The sequence below is a fragment of the Streptomyces sp. NPDC007025 genome (genome assembly GCF_042869455.1).
GTDB lineage: Bacteria > Actinomycetota > Actinomycetes > Streptomycetales > Streptomycetaceae > Streptomyces.
Map to the genome: position 1 here is coordinate 281,480 of NZ_JBIAFT010000010.1, position 15,714 is coordinate 297,193.

Annotated in this window: 16 protein-coding genes; 8 read left to right on the top strand and 8 right to left on the bottom strand. The window is 73.8% G+C overall.

The window, feature by feature from the left end:
* Window positions 1–12: 12 nt before the first annotated feature.
* On the bottom strand, window positions 13–345 hold the full coding sequence (gene cutA / locus ACFYMO_RS21215) for a divalent-cation tolerance protein CutA (RefSeq protein WP_366774418.1): 333 nt from the start codon (window positions 343–345) through the stop codon (window positions 13–15).
* 147 nt (window positions 346–492) lie between these two features.
* Between cutA and ACFYMO_RS21220 the strand changes: the two genes are divergently transcribed.
* Window positions 493–885 carry a VOC family protein gene (locus ACFYMO_RS21220; protein ID WP_366774419.1) on the top strand — a complete coding sequence of 131 codons (393 nt, stop codon included), beginning with the start codon at window positions 493–495 and terminating at the stop codon, window positions 883–885.
* Here the strand turns inward: ACFYMO_RS21220 and ACFYMO_RS21225 are convergent.
* Both ACFYMO_RS21225 and ACFYMO_RS21230 read right to left on the bottom strand, forming a co-directional pair.
* On the bottom strand, window positions 825–1,607 hold the full coding sequence (locus tag ACFYMO_RS21225) for a helix-turn-helix domain-containing protein (protein WP_366774420.1): 783 nt from the start codon (window positions 1,605–1,607) through the stop codon (window positions 825–827). The genes ACFYMO_RS21220 and ACFYMO_RS21225 overlap by 61 nt on opposite strands.
* A gap of 68 nt (window positions 1,608–1,675) precedes the next feature.
* A complete protein-coding gene (locus tag ACFYMO_RS21230) occupies window positions 1,676–2,710 on the bottom strand; it encodes an AraC family transcriptional regulator (protein WP_366774421.1) in 1,035 nt (344 codons plus the stop codon).
* 80 nt (window positions 2,711–2,790) lie between these two features.
* Between ACFYMO_RS21230 and ACFYMO_RS21235 the strand changes: the two genes are divergently transcribed.
* Together ACFYMO_RS21235 and ACFYMO_RS21240 are read left to right on the top strand one after the other, a co-directional pair.
* Window positions 2,791–3,654 (top strand): NmrA family transcriptional regulator, encoded by an 864-nt coding sequence (locus ACFYMO_RS21235; RefSeq protein WP_388548080.1) that lies wholly within the window; start codon window positions 2,791–2,793, stop codon window positions 3,652–3,654.
* A 197-nt stretch (window positions 3,655–3,851) separates the two neighbouring features.
* The gene (locus ACFYMO_RS21240) at window positions 3,852–4,175 is read left to right on the top strand and encodes a cupin (protein WP_366774423.1); all 324 of its coding nucleotides are present in this window, start codon (window positions 3,852–3,854) and stop codon (window positions 4,173–4,175) included.
* Between the two features lie 10 nt (window positions 4,176–4,185).
* Here the strand turns inward: ACFYMO_RS21240 and aroQ are convergent, their stop codons facing one another.
* Entirely contained in the window at window positions 4,186–4,695 is a 510-nt protein-coding gene (gene aroQ, locus ACFYMO_RS21245; protein ID WP_366774424.1) for a type II 3-dehydroquinate dehydratase, read from the bottom strand.
* A gap of 175 nt (window positions 4,696–4,870) precedes the next feature.
* Between aroQ and ACFYMO_RS21250 the strand changes: the two genes are divergently transcribed.
* Together ACFYMO_RS21250 and ACFYMO_RS21255 are read left to right on the top strand one after the other, a co-directional pair.
* Window positions 4,871–5,791 carry an oxidoreductase gene (locus ACFYMO_RS21250; protein ID WP_366774425.1) on the top strand — a complete coding sequence of 307 codons (921 nt, stop codon included), beginning with the start codon at window positions 4,871–4,873 and terminating at the stop codon, window positions 5,789–5,791.
* Window positions 5,788–6,546, top strand: a complete 759-nt coding sequence (locus tag ACFYMO_RS21255) for a response regulator (protein WP_366774426.1) — start codon at window positions 5,788–5,790, stop codon at window positions 6,544–6,546. Before ACFYMO_RS21250 ends, ACFYMO_RS21255 begins: the two co-directional genes overlap by 4 nt.
* Before the next feature lie 33 nt (window positions 6,547–6,579).
* On the opposite strand, the gene ACFYMO_RS21260 is transcribed toward ACFYMO_RS21255, so the two are convergent.
* Both ACFYMO_RS21260 and ppdK read right to left on the bottom strand, forming a co-directional pair.
* Window positions 6,580–7,029, bottom strand: coding sequence for a hypothetical protein (locus ACFYMO_RS21260; RefSeq protein WP_366774427.1), 450 nt, complete (start codon window positions 7,027–7,029; stop codon window positions 6,580–6,582).
* A 126-nt stretch (window positions 7,030–7,155) separates the two neighbouring features.
* The gene (ppdK, locus tag ACFYMO_RS21265; RefSeq protein WP_366774428.1) at window positions 7,156–9,885 is read right to left on the bottom strand and encodes a pyruvate, phosphate dikinase; all 2,730 of its coding nucleotides are present in this window, start codon (window positions 9,883–9,885) and stop codon (window positions 7,156–7,158) included.
* A 448-nt stretch (window positions 9,886–10,333) separates the two neighbouring features.
* Between ppdK and ACFYMO_RS21270 the strand changes: the two genes are divergently transcribed.
* Window positions 10,334–10,909 (top strand): gamma-glutamylcyclotransferase family protein, encoded by a 576-nt coding sequence (locus ACFYMO_RS21270; protein ID WP_366774429.1) that lies wholly within the window; start codon window positions 10,334–10,336, stop codon window positions 10,907–10,909.
* A 33-nt stretch (window positions 10,910–10,942) separates the two neighbouring features.
* Here the strand turns inward: ACFYMO_RS21270 and dusB are convergent, their stop codons facing one another.
* Both dusB and ACFYMO_RS21280 read right to left on the bottom strand, forming a co-directional pair.
* A complete protein-coding gene (gene dusB / locus ACFYMO_RS21275; protein ID WP_366774430.1) occupies window positions 10,943–12,091 on the bottom strand; it encodes a tRNA dihydrouridine synthase DusB in 1,149 nt (382 codons plus the stop codon).
* Window positions 12,092–12,194: 103 nt separating this feature from the next.
* Complete coding sequence (locus tag ACFYMO_RS21280) at window positions 12,195–13,124, bottom strand: helix-turn-helix transcriptional regulator (protein WP_366774431.1); 930 nt, start codon at window positions 13,122–13,124, stop codon at window positions 12,195–12,197.
* 101 nt (window positions 13,125–13,225) lie between these two features.
* On the opposite strand from ACFYMO_RS21280, the gene ACFYMO_RS21285 reads away from it, so the two are divergent.
* Complete coding sequence (locus ACFYMO_RS21285) at window positions 13,226–14,764, top strand: MFS transporter (protein WP_388548089.1); 1,539 nt, start codon at window positions 13,226–13,228, stop codon at window positions 14,762–14,764.
* 36 nt (window positions 14,765–14,800) lie between these two features.
* Entirely contained in the window at window positions 14,801–15,601 is an 801-nt protein-coding gene (locus ACFYMO_RS21290; RefSeq protein WP_388548092.1) for a HEAT repeat domain-containing protein, read from the top strand.
* Window positions 15,602–15,714: the final 113 nt, after the last annotated feature.

A 15,714-nucleotide genomic window follows, 5' to 3' on the forward strand; every position in this document is an offset into this window, starting at 1 on the left:
CAGGGCCCGGGCTCACGGCTGCGGGGCGGGCCGCGTCTCCTCCTCCACCCAGCGCAGATAGTCCGCGCTGCCGCGCACCACGGCCGTGGCGATGATCTCCGGCACCTCGTAGGGATGGGCCTCGCGGAGATACTCCTCCAGCGCGCCGTAGCGGTCGGCGCAGGTCTTGAACAGCACCTGCCACTCGGAGTCCGTCTGCACCGCGCCCTCCCACCGGTAGACGGCGGTGACGGGGCCGTTGAGCTGGGCACACGCGGCCACCCGCCGGGTGATCGCTCCGGCGGCGAGCGTCTGGGCCTGCTCCTGCGAGGCGGTCGTCGTCAGTACGGTGAGGATCTCGGCCATCCGGACAGCGTAGCCACCGCGCGCGGCCGTGCCAGGTGCCGTCGCGGCGGGTGCGGACAGGCGTCTGTCCGGGCGGGTGCGGGACACCGGGGCGACGAGGGCCGAAACGTTCAAGACGGCCGGGACGCGGCGTCCTAGCGTGGCCGTATGACACCGCGCTTCGACCTCATCGGCATCGTCACCTCCGACATGGCCGCCTCGCTCGCCTTCTACCGGCGGCTGGGGCTCGACCTCCCCGCGGAAGCGGACGCACAGCCGCATGTGGAGCACGTCGGGCCGGGCGGCGTGCGGCTCGCCTGGGACACCGAGGAGGTCGTCCGCTCCTTCGATCCGGGATGGACGGCTCCGGCGGGCGGCGGCCGGATCGGGCTCGCCTTCCTGTGCGACTCGCCCGCCGACGTCGACCGGATGTACGACGAGCTGACCGGTGCGGGCCACCCGGGCCACCACGCCCCGTGGGACGCCGCGTGGGGGCAGCGCTACGCCGTCGTCCTGGACCCGGACGGCAACGGCGTCGACCTGTTCGCACCGAACGACTGACCGGACCGGCGGCCGGCCGCTGGCACCAGCGCGGTCAGCGGAGCGCCCGCCAGGGCGCGGACCTCGCGGGAGAGGTGCGCCTGATCGGCGTACCCGGCCCGCTGCGCCGCCCCGGCGAGCGCGGTGCCCGACCGGACGAGGTGCAGCGCCCGCTGCATCCGCAGCACCCGGGCGAGGGTCTTGGGCCCGTACCCGAACGCGGCGCGGCACCGGCGGTGGAGCTGGCGTTCGCTCAGGCCCACGCCGCGGGCCGTCGGCGCCACCCCGGTCCCCTCGCGCAGCGCCGCGACGACGGCGTCCTCCTGCGCGGCGGCGCGCCGGTCGGCCGCCGTGCGCTCCGGCGCCGCCAGCCGCTCCGCCGCGACCTGCTCCAGCACCGCCAGCGGGTCCCGGGCGCCGGCGACCCGCTCGGTCAGCTCCCGCACCCGGCCTGCGGGCCACAGGTCCGCCAGCGGCGTGCGCCGGTCCCGCAGCTCCCAGGCCGGCGGGCCGAAGACCCGCGGGCCGGTGCCCGGCGGCAGCCGCAGACCGTACACCGGGAGTCCCGCGCGCTCGGTCGCCGGATGCGCGCGGGTGTCCGGGCCCGCGACGACCAGTTCGCCGTTCCACAGCAGCAGGTCCATGCAGCCGTCCGGCAGCACCCGCCCGGTGGTGCCCGGGGGCACGGCGGCGCGGGTCCAGCACACCGTGCCCCGCAGCCGGGACGCCCGCTCCTCGTACATGGCCCCAGGATGCACCCGGCCACCGACAACCCGGCCGCCGGGCGCACGGCGGCCGGCGTGCGCGGGGCTCAGTCCGGGGCGCTTCCCGCCAGGTACGCCGTGGGGCTGACGCCGCGCAGCCGCTTGAAGGCCGCGCTCAGCGCGAAGCCGTCCCCGTAGCCCACCCGGCGTGCGACGGCGCCCAGCGTCGCGTCCCGCTCCCGCAGCAGCCGGGCCGCCAGATCGATGCGCCACTGCGCGAGATAGGACATGGGCGGCTCGCCGACCAGTTCGGAGAACCGGCGGGCCAGGCTCGCGCGGGACACCCCGGCTCCGGCCGCCAGCGCCGCCACGGTCCAGGCGTGCCCGGGCTGCTCGTGCAGCAGCCGCAGCGCCACCCCCACCACCGGGTCACTCTGCGCGCGGTACCAGGCGGGCGCGTCCGCCTCGGGCCGTGCGAACCAGGCGCGCAGCACGGAGACCAGCAGCAGGTCCAGCAGCCGGTCGAGCACCATCTGCTGGCCCGGCGCGTCCTTGACGACCTCCGCGGCGACCAGCCGCAGCAGGTCCGCGTCCCACTCGGCCGCGTCCAGCACCAGCACCGGCGGCAGCGCGTCCAGCAGCCGGGCGCTGAGATCGCCGTGCAACTGGTAGTTGCCGCTCAGCAGGACGGCGGGATCGTCGAGGCTGCGGCCCCAGGTCCGCACCCCCAGCGCGAGTTCCTCGCACATGTCGGTCCCGTCCACGGTGGTGCAGCAGTCACCCGGCTGGATCAGCAGCCCCGGTTCGGTCTCCGGGTCGTCGGCGAGCACATAGGGGGCCGGTCCGCGCAGCACCGCCACAGCGCCGGGCGTCAGCCGCACCGGCTCCGGCGCCCCGGAGTGCCGGACCCAGCCGGTGCCGCGCAGCATGGAAGCCAGCGACAGCGGCGCGCCGTCCTGCACTCGCACACCCCACGGGGGTGCGAGTACCGCACGGTGGAAGAGTCCGCCGCGCGCCCGGGCGCCGCCGAGCACGTCGGTCAGCGCCTCGGTCAGCCCGTCGGCGCCCCCCGTCCGCCACGCCCCCGCGGCCCGGCCGGACCGCCCGCCCTGTTCGGCGCCCCGCGCCGCGACCGTTGTCACGGCAGCAGCCTAGACGCACGGACATGCGGCTGAGCCGCCCGACGATGTCCCCGGGAGCCCCGCCGGCGTTGGCTTGCGGCATGACACAGCGGAAGAGTGAGCACGCGGCGGAGCGGCAGCACGCACAGGACACGGTTCTGGTGCTGTGCGGCACCGGCAGGAACGGCGCCCGGGTCGTCGGACGACTGCGGGCACGCGGCCACCCGGTGCGCGTGGGCTCCCGCACCGGGGAGCCGCCGTTCGACTGGGAGGACCCCGGTACCTGGGACGCCGCGCTGGCGGGGGTGGGCGCCGTCTTCGTCGTCTGCCAGCCGGACGTGGGCGCCCCCGGCGTCGCCGCTGCGGTGCGGGCGTTCGGCGCCCGCGCGGCGGCGGCCGGAGTGCGGCGAATGGTGCTGCTCTCGGCGCGCGGCGAGGAGCTCGCCCTCCCGACCGAGCAGGCGGTCCGGGACGCGGGCACGGAGTGGACGATCCTGCGTACGAGCTGGTTCTTCCAGAACTTCAGCGAGGGCGTCCTGCTGCCCTCCGTGCTGGCGGGCGAACTCCCGTTCCCGGCCGGAGCGGTGCGCGAACCGTTCATCGACGCGGACGACATCGCGGAGGTGGCCGCCGCCGCACTGACCGAGGAGGGCCACCACGCGCGCGTGCACGAGCTGACCGGGCCGCGGCTGCTCACCTTCGGGGAGGCGGCGGCGGAGGTGACCGCGGCCGGCGGCCCCGCCGTGCGGTACGTGCCCGTGACACCGCGGGAGTACGCCGGAGAGCTGGCCGGGCAGGGGCTGCCGCCGGAGTTGGTGGCCTTCCTGGGCGAACTGTTCGCACAGCTGCTGGACGGGCGCAACGCCTCCGTCACGGACGGCGTACAGGAGGTGCTGGGCCGCCCGGCGCGGGATGTCCGCGACGCTGCCCGCGAGGCGGTGCGGCGGGGGGTGTGGCGGTCCTGAGAACGCACCCCCGGCGCGCTGCGTGCGCAAGGGGCGCGGGACAGCACTGCGACGAGGCGGCGCCGCGCGGGAGCGGGGGGCGCAGCGCGGGAGAGCAGCGCGGGCCGCACTGCGCATCGGGCGGCCGCCCGCACACGAATCCGCCGCGCCCGCGGTGGCCCGGTTGCGCCGCGTGCCGTGCGGGGCACGATGGACGCATGGACGATGTGACCGCCCTGGCAACCGAGCACCTGGCGCTGGCACGGAAAGACCCGCACGGCCGCAGTGCGTACCTCTTCCTGCACGACGGACCGCTGCGGCAGTCCGTCATCGCGCTGAGGGAGGGGTCCTCGCTGGAGGAGCACAACACGCCGCCCGCGGCGAGCGTCCATGTCCTCCAGGGCCGCATCCGGCTCACCGAGGGCAGCGCCGACCAGGATGTCGCCGCCGGGCAGATCCAGCGGGTTCCGCACCTGCGGCACGGCGTGCTCGCACTGGAGGACAGCGTGTTCGTCCTGACGGCGGTGACGGGTACCGACTGACGGGCGGCGGTCAGGAGGTGCCGCGGGCGGCGCCCCACTCCGCGACGCGGTGCAGCACGGAGCGCAGCGCCAGCTCGTAGCCGAAGACACCGTGCCCGGAGACCATGCCCTGGCACACCGGCGCGGTGACCGAGGTGTGCCGGAAGGGTTCACGGGCGTGCACATTGGAGATGTGCACCTCCACGCAGGGGATGCCGAGCGCGGCCACCACCTCGACGGCGTCCCGCAGCGCATAGCTGTAGTGCGCGTAGGCGCCGGGGTTGAAGACGATGCCGCTGTCGCCGCCCCGGGTGGCGTGGATCAGGTCGATCAGCGCTCCCTCGCTGTTGCTCTGCGCGCAGCGCACCTCGGCGCCCAGCTCGGCGCCGAGCGCCGTGACCCGCTCCTCGACGTCCCGCAGCGTGGTGCTGCCGTAGGTCGCCCGGTCGCGTTCGCCGAGCAGGTTGAGGTTGGGGCCGTGCAGGAGCAGCACACGCGGCCTCGTGGAGAGGGGCCCGGCTGCGGGGGAGTTCGCGTTCATGGGGGCAGCCTAGAGCCCGGCGGCACGCGGGTCGCCCCGGCCGCCGGACCGGGTGCGGCCGCGCCGGGCACGCGGTGCGGCACCGGTCGTGGCGCGGCTGACCTCGACCGCCCGGAGGCCTGCCGCTAGCCTCCACAGGAGAGAGTCGCTGAACGAGCGAGGAGCAGGGCGGGCAATGGGCTGGACAGCGCGGAACATTCCGGACCAGAGCGGCCGTACGGCGGTCGTGACCGGCGCCAACAGCGGGCTCGGCTTCGTGACGGCCCGGGAGCTGGCACGGCGCGGCGCGCGGGTGGTGCTCGCCTGCCGGGACGAGGTGCGGGGCGAGCGGGCCCGGGACGCGCTCGTACAGGAGCTGCCCGAGGCCGGGCCGCGCACCGAGTTGCGCCGGCTGGACCTCGGCGACCTGGCGTCGGTGCGCGCTTTCGCCAAGGAGCTGCCGGACGAGCGGGTGGATCTCCTCGTCAACAACGCGGGAGTGATGGCGCTGCCCTACGGCCGGACGGCGGACGGCTTCGAGCGGCAGTTCGGCGTCAACCACCTGGGCCACTTCGCCCTCACCGGGCTGCTGCTGGAGCGGCTGCTGGCAGCCCCGGCACCCCGTGTCGTGACGCTGTCCAGCGGGCTGCACGTACTGGCCAACATCGACATCGCGGACCTCAACAGCGAGCACTCCTACCGGCGCTGGATCGCCTACGGCAGGTCCAAGACCGCCAATCTGCTCTTCACCCACGAGCTGGCCCGGCTGCTGGCCGGCACCCCGCTGGTCGCCGCCGCCGCGCACCCCGGCTACGCGGCCACCAACCTGCAGACCGCCGGAGCCCGTATGGAGGGCCGGAAGACCGCCGAGCGGGTGATGGCGCTGGGCACCCGCGTGCTGGGGCAGTCCGCCGACGCGGGCGCCCTGCCGACGCTGTACGCGGCGACCGCGCCCGGGGTGGCGCCGGACTCCTTCACCGGACCGCGGCTGCTGGGCTGGCGCGGTGCCCCGGCGCCGTCCTGGCGGGCGCCCTGGACCCTCAGCGACGTGGCGGCCGAGCGGCTGTGGGCGGCCTCCGAGCAGTTGACGGGGGTCACCTACGGGGTTCCCTCGTGATCCGGGCGGTCGTGGTCGACGACGACTTCATGGTGGCCCGGCTGCACAGCACCCTGGTCTCCCGGGTGGCCGGGTTCGAGGTCGCCGCGGTGGCGCACAGCGGCGCAGAGGCGCTCACCGCGGTGCGCGAGACCGCACCGGACCTGGTGCTGCTGGACCTGTATCTGCCCGACATCAGCGGGCTGGAGGTGCTGCAACGGCTGCGCGGCGACGGTGCGCCGGGCGGCGGCCCCGACGTGCTGGTGATCACGGCGGCGCGGGATGCGGCGAGCGTGCGGGCCGCACGGCACGGCGGGGCCGTGCAGTACGTCGTCAAACCGTTCGAGGGGCGGCTGCTGAGCGAGCGGCTGGAGCGGTACGCGTGGGAGCGGCGGGACCTGGAGTCGCTGACGGCCCCCGGCCAGGAGGAGCTGGACCGGGTTTTCGGGCACTCCGACGGCGGTGCGGCCACGGGGTCCCCGGGAGCCGCGGCGGCGCGCGGGACCGCGCGGTTGCGGGACGGCGCCGGGGTGGCCGTCCGGGCCCAGCCGCTGCCCAAGGGGCTGACCGAGCAGACCGCGGCCCTGGTCCGCGCGGCCCTCCGGGCGGGTCCGCGGGCGACGGGTGTGTCGGCCTCGGAGTGCGCCGAGCACAGCGGTCTGTCCCGGGTGAGCGCCCGCCGCTACCTGGAGCACTTCGTGGCGACCGGGGCCGCGCGGGTCACCCTGCGGTACGGCACCACGGGCCGCCCCGAGCGCCGCTACCACCGGACGTGAGGTGCGGCGGGCGGCCCGTGCGCCGTCGCGGGGTCAGACCTCGGTGAAGCACATGGTGTGGTCGCCGCCGCGGTTGCTGGAGTACTGGATGCCGTAGTCGTACCGGGCCGGGCACTCCTTGTCCGGTCCGAAGAGCCGCTGCCCGGTCCTGTATTCGGCCTCCGGGGAACCGCAGTCGACGATGGTGGGCAGCGGGTCGTCGTCGGTGCCCTCGATCTTCACGCAGTCGCCCTGCTGCGGGTCATGGGTCTTCTGCTCCTCGATCCGCGCGGACCGCGACGCCTCTGCCTCGGCCTTCCCGCCGTCGGGATCGGTGTTGTAGTCGTACACGTACCAGCCGACCCCGCCGAACACCGCCAGGACGAGGACGGCGGCGATCAGGCCGCGCAACGGGCTCGCCTGCGGGGGACGCTGCGGGCCGCGGCCAGCGGTGAACCCGCCCGGCGTCGCGTCGACTTCGGCGAACGCAGCACGAAGAGCCATCAGCCGGGGCCGGGGACGAAGAAGAAGGAGGCGGCACCCCCGCACGGGTGCCGCCTCCTGGGCCGGGTTCCCCGTCCGCGGTGAGGGTCGGTGCGGACGGGGAGCCCGGGAGTGGGATGGCTCGGGTTACGCGGTCGCGTGCTGCTGGGCCGCGGCCGCCCGGCCCGCCTCCAGCCGGGCCACCGGGATGCGGAACGGCGAGCAGGAGACGTAGTCGAGGCCCACCTCGTGGAAGAAGTGCACCGACTCGGGGTCGCCGCCGTGCTCGCCGCAGACACCGAGCTTGAGGTCGGGCCGGGTGGCCCGGCCCGCCTCGGCGGCGCTGCGGACCAGGGAGCCCACGCCGTCCTTGTCGATGGTCTCGAACGGGGAGACGCCGAAGATGCCCTTCTCCAGGTAGGCCGTGAAGAAGCTGGCCTCCACGTCGTCGCGGCTGAACGCCCACACCGTCTGGGTCAGGTCGTTGGTGCCGAAGGAGAAGAAGTCGGCGCACTCGGCGAGCTGGTCGGCGGTGAGCGCGGCGCGCGGCAGCTCGATCATGGTGCCGAGGGTGAGCCCCAGCTCCACGTTGTGCCGCTGCTCGACCTCCGTGATGACCTGCTCGGCCTCCTCGCGGACGAGTTCCAGCTCCTGCACGGTGCCCACCAGCGGAATCATGATCTCGGCCCGCGGGTCGCCGCCGCCGGCCTTCCGTGCGGCGGCCGCTTCGGCGATGGCGCGGATCTGCATGGTGAACAGGCCGGGGATGACCAGACCGAGGCGGACGCCGCGCAGCCCCAGCATGGGGTTCTGCTCGTGCAGCCGGTGCACGGCCTGCAGCAGCCGCAGGTCGTTCTCGTTGGCGTCCTTGCGGGACTCGGCGAGCGCGACCCGGACCGACAGTTCGGTGATGTCGGGCAGGAACTCGTGCAGCGGCGGGTCCAGCAGCCGCACCGTCACCGGCAGTCCGTCCATCGACTCGAACAGCTCGACGAAGTCGCCCTGCTGGAGCGGGAGCAGCGCGCCCAGCGCCCGCTCGCGCTCCTCCTCGGTGTCGGCGAGGATGAGCCGCTCCACCAGTTCGCGCCGCTCCCCGAGGAACATGTGCTCGGTGCGGCACAGGCCGATCCCCTGGGCGCCGAACCGGCGGGCCCGCGCGGCGTCCTCGGCGTTGTCGGCGTTGGCCCTCACCCGCAGCCGGCGTACCCGGTCGGCGTACGCCATGATCCGGTGGACGGCCTGGACCAGCTCGTCGGCCTCGTCGGCCCCCGCGTGCGTGCGGCCCTCGAAGTACTCCACGACCGGCGAGGGGACGACCGGCACCTCACCGGCGTAGACCTTGCCGGTGGAGCCGTCGATGGAGACGACGTCGCCCTCCTCGACGATCCGCCCGTCCTGGCTCTTGAGGCAGCGCCGCTTGGTGTCGACCTCCAGCTCCTCGGCGCCGCACACACAGGTCTTGCCCATGCCGCGGGCGACCACGGCCGCGTGCGAGGTCTTGCCGCCGCGCGAGGTGAGGATGCCCTCGGCGGCGAGCATCCCGTCCAGGTCGTCGGGGTTGGTCTCGCGGCGGATGAGGATGACCTTCTCGCCCGAGCGGGACCACTTGATGGCGGTGTAGGAGTCGAAGACCGCCTTGCCGACGGCGGCGCCCGGCGACGCGGCGATGCCCCAGCCGATCTGGTCGGCGCCCTTGAGCCCGCCGTTGCTGTCGAAGCGGGGGAACATCAGCTGGGCGAGCTGGGTCCCGTTGACCCGCTGCAGCGCCTCGGCCTCGTCGATCAGGCCCTGGTCGACGAGCTGGGTGGCGATCCGGAAGGCGGCCGCCGCGGTGCGCTTGCCGACGCGGGTCTGCAGCATCCACAGTTTGCCGCGCTCGATGGTGAACTCGATGTCGCACAGATCCCGGTAGTGGTTCTCCAGGGTCTCCATGATCTGCATGAGCTGGTCGTACGACGCCTTGTCGAGCTGTTCGAGGTCGGCGAGCGGCACGGTGTTGCGGATACCGGCGACGACGTCCTCGCCCTGGGCGTTCTGCAGGTAGTCGCCGTAGACGCCCTGCTGGCCGCTGGCCGGGTCGCGGGTGAAGGCGACGCCGGTGCCGGAGTCGGGGCCGAGGTTGCCGAAGACCATGGAGCAGATGTTGACGGCCGTTCCCAGGTCGTGCGGGATGCGCTCCTGGCGGCGGTAGAGGCGGGCGCGGGCGCCGTTCCACGAATCGAAGACCGCGCGGACGGCCAGGTCCATCTGCTCGCGGGGGTCCTGCGGGAAGTCGCGGCCGGTCTCCTCGGAGACGATGGCCTTGAACTTCTGGACCAGTTCCTTGAGGTCGTCCGCGGTCAGGTCCACGTCGGTCACAGCGGCGCGTGCGCTCTTGACCTCGTCCAGGGTCTCGGAGAAGCGCTCACCGTCGATGCCGAGCACCGTGTCGCCGAACATCTGGATGAGGCGGCGGTAGGAGTCCCAGGCGAAGCGCTCGTCGCCGGACTGGGCCGCGAGTCCGTGCACGGACTCGTCGGAGAGCCCGATGTTGAGGACGGTGTCCATCATCCCGGGCATGGAGAACTTGGCGCCGGAGCGCACGGAGACCAGCAGCGGGTCGTCCGCCTGGCCGAGCTTCTTGGCCATGCGCTCTTCCAGTGCTGCCAGATGCCCGCTCACCTCGTCCCGGAGGGCCGCGGGGGCCGCTCCGGAGTCCAGGTACGCCTTGCAGGCTTCGGTGGTGATGGTGAAGCCCGGAGGGACGGGCAGACCGAGGTTGGTCATCTCGGCGAGGTTGGCTCCCTTCCCGCCGAGGAGGTCCTTGAGGTCCTTGTTGCCCTCACTGAAGTCATAGACGAACTTCCGCTGCTGCGACTGCTGCTGCGACGCGCCCACTGCGGACTCTGCGTTCGCGGACTCTGTGTTCTTCGCGTGAACCGGCACCGGACTCGGCTCCTCGTGGTCGGCTGCCCTGACGGCGGGGAGCGTACCCAGATCGAAGGCTTACGAGTACGTCCAACAGCACGTCACACGGCTGTAACCACCCGTGTGCCGAGAGATCGAAAGTAGATGGCCAGATCAACTAATTGGTCATACCATTCAAAGCTCGAATTGATGACTACTTTGCGCTGATCGAACCAGCGGATCCACCGACGCGGAGTAGGGATTGTTTACAACTCAGGAACCAAGGGTCGGTAAAACCGCAATCTGCTCCTTGGAGATGTACAGCTCACATCTGAGCGCTCATCTGAGCGCACCCCTGATCAAGGTGGCGCGAATCACGCGGCTGAACGGGTGAACGTCTCACCATCCGGACGTGCTGCGGCCGCAGTAGATTGCCGTGGTGACCGATCCGCACACCGCTGAGAACCCGGCCTCCCGGCACGCCCGCCTCGCCCCCGTCGACTCCGCGGCGGACGCCCTGTTCGTCTACGGCACGCTGCGCTTCGACCGCATCCTGGCCGCCCTGCTCGGCCGCGTCCCGCCCGGCACCGCGGCCACCGCGCCCGGCTGGCGCACCGCGGCACTCGCGGGCCGCCCCTACCCCGGACTCGTCCCCTCCGCCGGGCACACGGCCGCCGGACTGCTGCTGACCGGACTGAGCGGGACCGAGTGGCGCGCGCTGGACGACTTCGAGGACGACGCGTACGAGCTGCGCCGGCTGGCCGCGGAGCGGGAGCCGGCGGCAGAGCGAGCGCCTGCCGCGGAACAGGGTCCTCCCGCGGAACGCGGCCGGACGGCGGGCAGCCGCTCCGTGCCCGGCCGGATCTGGACGTATGTCTGGGCGGCGCCGGACCAGGTCGCCGCGGAGGACTGGTCGGCGGACGTCTTCGCGGCCCGGCGACTGGCGGGCTACGCGGCCCGGCTGGAGGCCGCCGCGGCGGCGGCGCGGCACCGGGGCGGGCGCCCCGAACGCTGAACGCCCGCCGAGGGCAGCCCCCGTGCCGGGTGGTCAGCCGCCGGAGGTGGCCAGCTCGGCGTCCGCGCCGATGCCGGTGTCGCACGCGTACGGATCGTCCAGCCAGCCGTCCGGCAGGACGACCTTGTTGCGCGAGTGGGTCCGCCCGCGCGGACCGTCGGCGCCCTCCGGCCACTCCTGGGACAGGTCGAGCCCGTCCAGCAGGGAGCGCAGTTCGGCCAGCGAGGCCGCGACGGCGAGCTGCTTGCGCATCTCGGAGCCGACCGAGAAGCCCTTGGTGTACCAGGCGACGTGCTTGCGGAAGTCGATGACGCCCCGTGCCTCGTCCCCCAGCCACTCCCCCAGCAGCCCGGCGTGCCGCACCATGACGTCGGCGACCTCGCCCAGTGTCGGCCGGGCGCGGAACCCGGTGTCCTCGCCGCCGAGTGCGGCCACCAGGTCGGCGAACAGCCAGGGCCGCCCCAGGCAGCCGCGGCCGACCACGACGCCGTCGCAGCCGGTCCGGCGCATCATGCGCAGTGCGTCGTCGGCCGACCAGATGTCGCCGTTGCCCAGCACCGGGATCTCGGGGACGGCGTCCTTGAGGCGCGCGATGGCGTCCCAGTCGGCGGTCCCGCCGTAGTGCTGCGCCGCCGTACGGCCGTGCAGGGCGATGGCGGTGACGCCCTCCTGCACCGCGATGCGCCCGGCGTCCAGGAAGGTCGGATGGTCGTCGTCGATGCCCTTGCGCATCTTCATCGTCACCGGCCGGCCGCCCGCGTTGTGCACCGCCTCGTGCAGGATGGCCCGCAGCAGCGGCCGCTTGTACGGCAGTGCGGAGCCGCCGCCCTTGCGGGTCACCTTCGGGACGGGGCAGCCGAAGTTGAGGTCGATGTGGTCGGCGAGGTCCTCGTCGGCGATCATGCGTACCGCTTTGCCGACGGTCACCGGGTCGACGCCGTAGAGCTGGATGGAGCGCGGCTTCTCGCTCGCGTCGAAGTGCACGAGCTGCATCGTCTTCTCGTTGCGCTCCACCAGCGCCCGCGTGGTGATCATCTCACTGACGAACAGGCCCCGGCCGCCGGAGAACTCCCGGCACAGCGTCCGGAACGGCGCGTTGGTGATCCCGGCCATCGGTGCCAGCACGACCGGCGGCTGGACGGTGTGCTCTCCGATGTGCAGCGGCTGGATCGACGGGCTCATACGGCAGGGGTTCCTCGGCTCGTTCGGCGTTGTTCGGCGGGGCGGACAGCTCCCCATTGTCCCCCATCCGGCCACACGCCCCGCCGGTCGGCCCCCGGCCCGCTCACCGACCGCCGGTGACCAGGCCGAGCAACCGCTCCACCCGCGCCTGGGTCTCCTCGTCCCGCGGCACGTACGTCCCCAGGCGCGCGCCCTCGGCCGGGCCGAGCCACAGTCCGTGGTAGGTGAAGGAGACCATCCCGACCTGCGGGTTGCGGAAGCGCTTGGTGGCGTCCACGGCGCGGGCCACCTCGTGCCGCTCCCACAGCGCGCGGAACTCCGCGGAGGTCCGCATCCGCGCCAGCAGCGCCTTCCACGCGGGCTCCGCCAGATGCTCGGCCATCCGGGAGCGGAAGCGGGCCACCATCAGCCGGACCGTCTCCTCCCGGTCCGGCATCGCGGCGGCCCAGTCCGGGTCGGTGAAGGCCAGCCACATGCAGTTCCGGTCCTCGGGCGGACGCGCGTCCAGATCGCCCAGGAGACGGCCGTAGACCCGGTTGTAGGCCACGATGTCGTAGCGCGCGTTCTGCACACAGGCCGGGAACGGTTCGAGCCGGTCGAGCATCTTCCGGATGCCCTCCGGCAGCGCCGTCGTCTCGGCGGCGGGCGTCGGATCGGCCGTCCCGCCGAGCGCGAACAGATGAGCGCGCTCGCTGGAGTCGAGCATCAGCGCCCGGGCGAGCGCGTCCAGCACCTGCGCCGAGACCTGGATGGCACGGCCCTGCTCCAGCCACGTGTACCAGGTCACGCCCACGGTCGACAGATGCGCCACCTCCTCGCGGCGCAGCCCCGGTGTCCGGCGGCGCGGCCCCCTGGGCAGCCCCACCCGCTCGGGCGGGATCCGCTCGCGCCTGCTGCGCAGGAACGCCGCGAGTTCCTGGCGGCGGACGCTGTCGGCGGGGGCGGGTGCTGCGGGTTCCTGCGCGGGGGCCGCCGGGTCCCATGCGGGGCCTGCCGATTCAGAGCGGGCGGTCCCGGGAGTGCTGACGCTCATGGCACCAGGATGGCGCACGTCGCATCCTGGTGCCGGGTAGTCCTGGTACCAGGATGCGGACCGCCTGGTACCAGGCCCGGAGTCGACCGAGGCTCGTCCCCATGAGTCACGACACCCCCACCGCCCCGCGGCCGGCCCCCGACCGGGAGCCGGGCCCGTCCGACCGGACGCGGGACCCTTCCGACCGGACGCAGACCCCCTCCGGCCGGAAGCGCGGCCCGTACCCGGCGCCCGGACCGCCGACGCCACAGGTCCCGGCAGCGCTGCACCCTTCCGGTCTGGTCACGCTGCTGCTGGGCGCCGCACTTCCCATGATCGATTTCTTCGTCGTCAACGTCGCCTTCCCGAGCATCGAGCGCGACCTCGGCGCCTCCCCGGCAGCGCTGGAGATGGTCGTCGCCGGATATGCCGTCGCCTATGCCTCGCTGCTCGTCCTGGGCGGCCGGCTGGGCGACGCCCTCGGCCGGCGGCGGCTCTTCCTGTGGGGCGTCGCCGCCTTCGGAGCCACCTCGCTGGCCTGCGGATTCGCCCCCGGCGTGTGGTGGCTGACCGCCGCCAGGGCAGCACAGGGAGCCGCGTCGGCGATGATGTTCCCGCAGGTGCTCGCCACCATCCAGGCCACGAACGAGGGGCGGGCGCGGTCCCGGGCCATCGGCCTGTTCGGCTCGGTCGGCGGGATCTCCGTCGTCACCGGGCAGGTGCTGGGCGGCGTGCTGGTCGGCGCCGACCTGGGCGGCACCGGCTGGCGGGCCATCTTCCTGATCAACGTCCCGGTGGTGCTGGCCATACTCGCCATCGGCGCCCGCACGGTGCCCGAGAGCCGCTCGGAGTCGCCCGCACGCGGAGACACCGCCGGAACAGTGCTGCTGGCCTGCGGGCTGGTCGCCCTGCTGCTGCCCCTGACGGAAGGGCGCGCGGCGGGCTGGCCCTGGTGGTCCGTCGCCCTGCTGGGGGCAGCGGCAGTACTGGCGTACTCCTTCTTCGCCGTCGAACGCCGCGAGGAACGCGCGGGCCGCAGCCCGCTGCTGCCGCCCTCGCTACTGCGGGAGCCCGGCGTCCGGCGCGGACTGCTCATCGGCGCCCCCGTCTTCCTCGGCTTCAGCAGTTTCATGTTCGAGAGCGCACTGCTGCTGCAGCAGGGGCTGCGGTACGGCGCGCTGAAGGCGGGGCTCACTCTGGTGCCGATGGGCCTGGCGCAGTTCGCCGCCTCCGTCCGGGCCCCCCGGCTGACCGAACGGTTCGGCGCGGGTCGGGTGCTGGTGCTGAGCGCCGTCGCTCAGGGCGCGGGCCTGGGCGCGCTGCTGCTGGCACTGTTCGCGCAGTGGCCCGGACTGCCGCCGGTGGCGCTGGCGCCCGCCCTGCTGCTGTGCGGACTCGGCCAAGGACTCCAATTGCCCACCTACTACCGCATCCTGCTCTCCGGCGTTCCCGCCGCCCGAGCCGGCGCGGGCAGCGGCCTGGCCGCCACCGCCCAGCAGTCCGGCCTCGCCCTCGGCGTCGCCACCCTCGGCTCCCTCTTCCTCGCCCTGACACCGCAGTACGGCATGCGCGAAGCCCTGGCAGCCGTCCTGGCCCTCCAGGCGTGCGGACTGCTGGCCCTGGTGGTGATGGGGGTGCGGATGCCCCGCACGGTGGACTGAGGGGCGCGGTGGAATCGGCGGCCTAGCATGCTGGTCATGGCCATGTTCGTGCACCTGACATCGGCGGCGAACGCCCCGCGCATCCGGCGGTCCGGCATCCGCGCCGCCTCCCGCGGGCAGGACAGTGCACGCGGGGTGTACTGCTTTCCGATGCTGCCCTCCTACACCCTCACCCACCAATGGCTGCGCGAACTGGCCCGTACCGGCAGCCGGGGAGGTCTGGTGGCCGTCCATGTGCGGCTGGACGACAACCAGCAGGTGCGCGTGGGCCGCTACGCACGCGAACAGGCCGCCGTTCCCGCGGCCGAGGCGGTGCGGCGCATCGCGGCACTGGAGGACCCGCGCGGCTGGGAGGTGTTCGTCCCCCGGGCGATCCGGCCGCGCGAGGTGCACCGGATCCGCACCGCACCCCAGACGGTGGGCTGGCACTACTGGCCCGAGGCGCACGGTGTGCGGCCCTGCACCTGCGACGGCTGCCGGGTACGCGGCGAGTACGGATCACGGCGGCTGCGCGAGCGGTTGCCGCATCCGCTGGACGGTCCGCCACCGCCCACCAGGGTGCTGCTCGCACGGATCGCCGCGGCCGGCACCCCCGGAGACCCCGCCGCGCTCCGGGAGGCCCTGCACTGGTTCGGCAAGCGCCGCCGCGGCCCGCTCGCCCAGCTCACCCACCTCACCACCCACCCCGATCCCGGCGTGCGGGAGGAGTTGGCGTGGGCCGTCTCCCGCTGGTCGACCCCTGGAGTGGCCGAGCTGCTGGACGGGCTCGCCGACGACCCGCATCCGGATGTCCGCGAAGCGGTGGCGACGGTCCGCACCCTGTCGCAGAACGGTTAGGCCCTGTCCCGCGGGTCATGTGACCTCACGAGCGAGGAACGGGCCCGGTGGAAGCCGCATCTATCGGAGTCCGGGAAGCGGGGCGGCCGGTGGGCGTCCTCGCAGCCGTCCTG

Excerpts from the sequence above, each read along its gene's own strand:
- ACFYMO_RS21240 (WP_366774423.1), top strand. The coding sequence starts at position 3,852 with ATGGACGATGTGACCGCCCTGGCAACCGAGCACCTGGCGCTGGCACGG.
- ACFYMO_RS21280 (WP_366774431.1), bottom strand. The coding sequence starts at position 13,124 with ATGAGCGTCAGCACTCCCGGGACCGCCCGCTCTGAATCGGCAGGCCCC.
- ACFYMO_RS21235 (WP_388548080.1), top strand. The coding sequence starts at position 2,791 with ATGACACAGCGGAAGAGTGAGCACGCGGCGGAGCGGCAGCACGCACAG.
- cutA (WP_366774418.1), bottom strand. The coding sequence starts at position 345 with ATGGCCGAGATCCTCACCGTACTGACGACGACCGCCTCGCAGGAGCAG.
- ACFYMO_RS21290 (WP_388548092.1), top strand. The coding sequence starts at position 14,801 with ATGGCCATGTTCGTGCACCTGACATCGGCGGCGAACGCCCCGCGCATC.
- ACFYMO_RS21220 (WP_366774419.1), top strand. The coding sequence starts at position 493 with ATGACACCGCGCTTCGACCTCATCGGCATCGTCACCTCCGACATGGCC.
- ACFYMO_RS21225 (WP_366774420.1), bottom strand. The coding sequence starts at position 1,607 with ATGTACGAGGAGCGGGCGTCCCGGCTGCGGGGCACGGTGTGCTGGACC.
- dusB (WP_366774430.1), bottom strand. The coding sequence starts at position 12,091 with ATGAGCCCGTCGATCCAGCCGCTGCACATCGGAGAGCACACCGTCCAG.
- ACFYMO_RS21260 (WP_366774427.1), bottom strand. The coding sequence starts at position 7,029 with ATGGCTCTTCGTGCTGCGTTCGCCGAAGTCGACGCGACGCCGGGCGGG.
- ACFYMO_RS21250 (WP_366774425.1), top strand. The coding sequence starts at position 4,871 with ATGGGCTGGACAGCGCGGAACATTCCGGACCAGAGCGGCCGTACGGCG.
- ACFYMO_RS21285 (WP_388548089.1), top strand. The coding sequence starts at position 13,226 with ATGAGTCACGACACCCCCACCGCCCCGCGGCCGGCCCCCGACCGGGAG.
- aroQ (WP_366774424.1), bottom strand. The coding sequence starts at position 4,695 with ATGAACGCGAACTCCCCCGCAGCCGGGCCCCTCTCCACGAGGCCGCGT.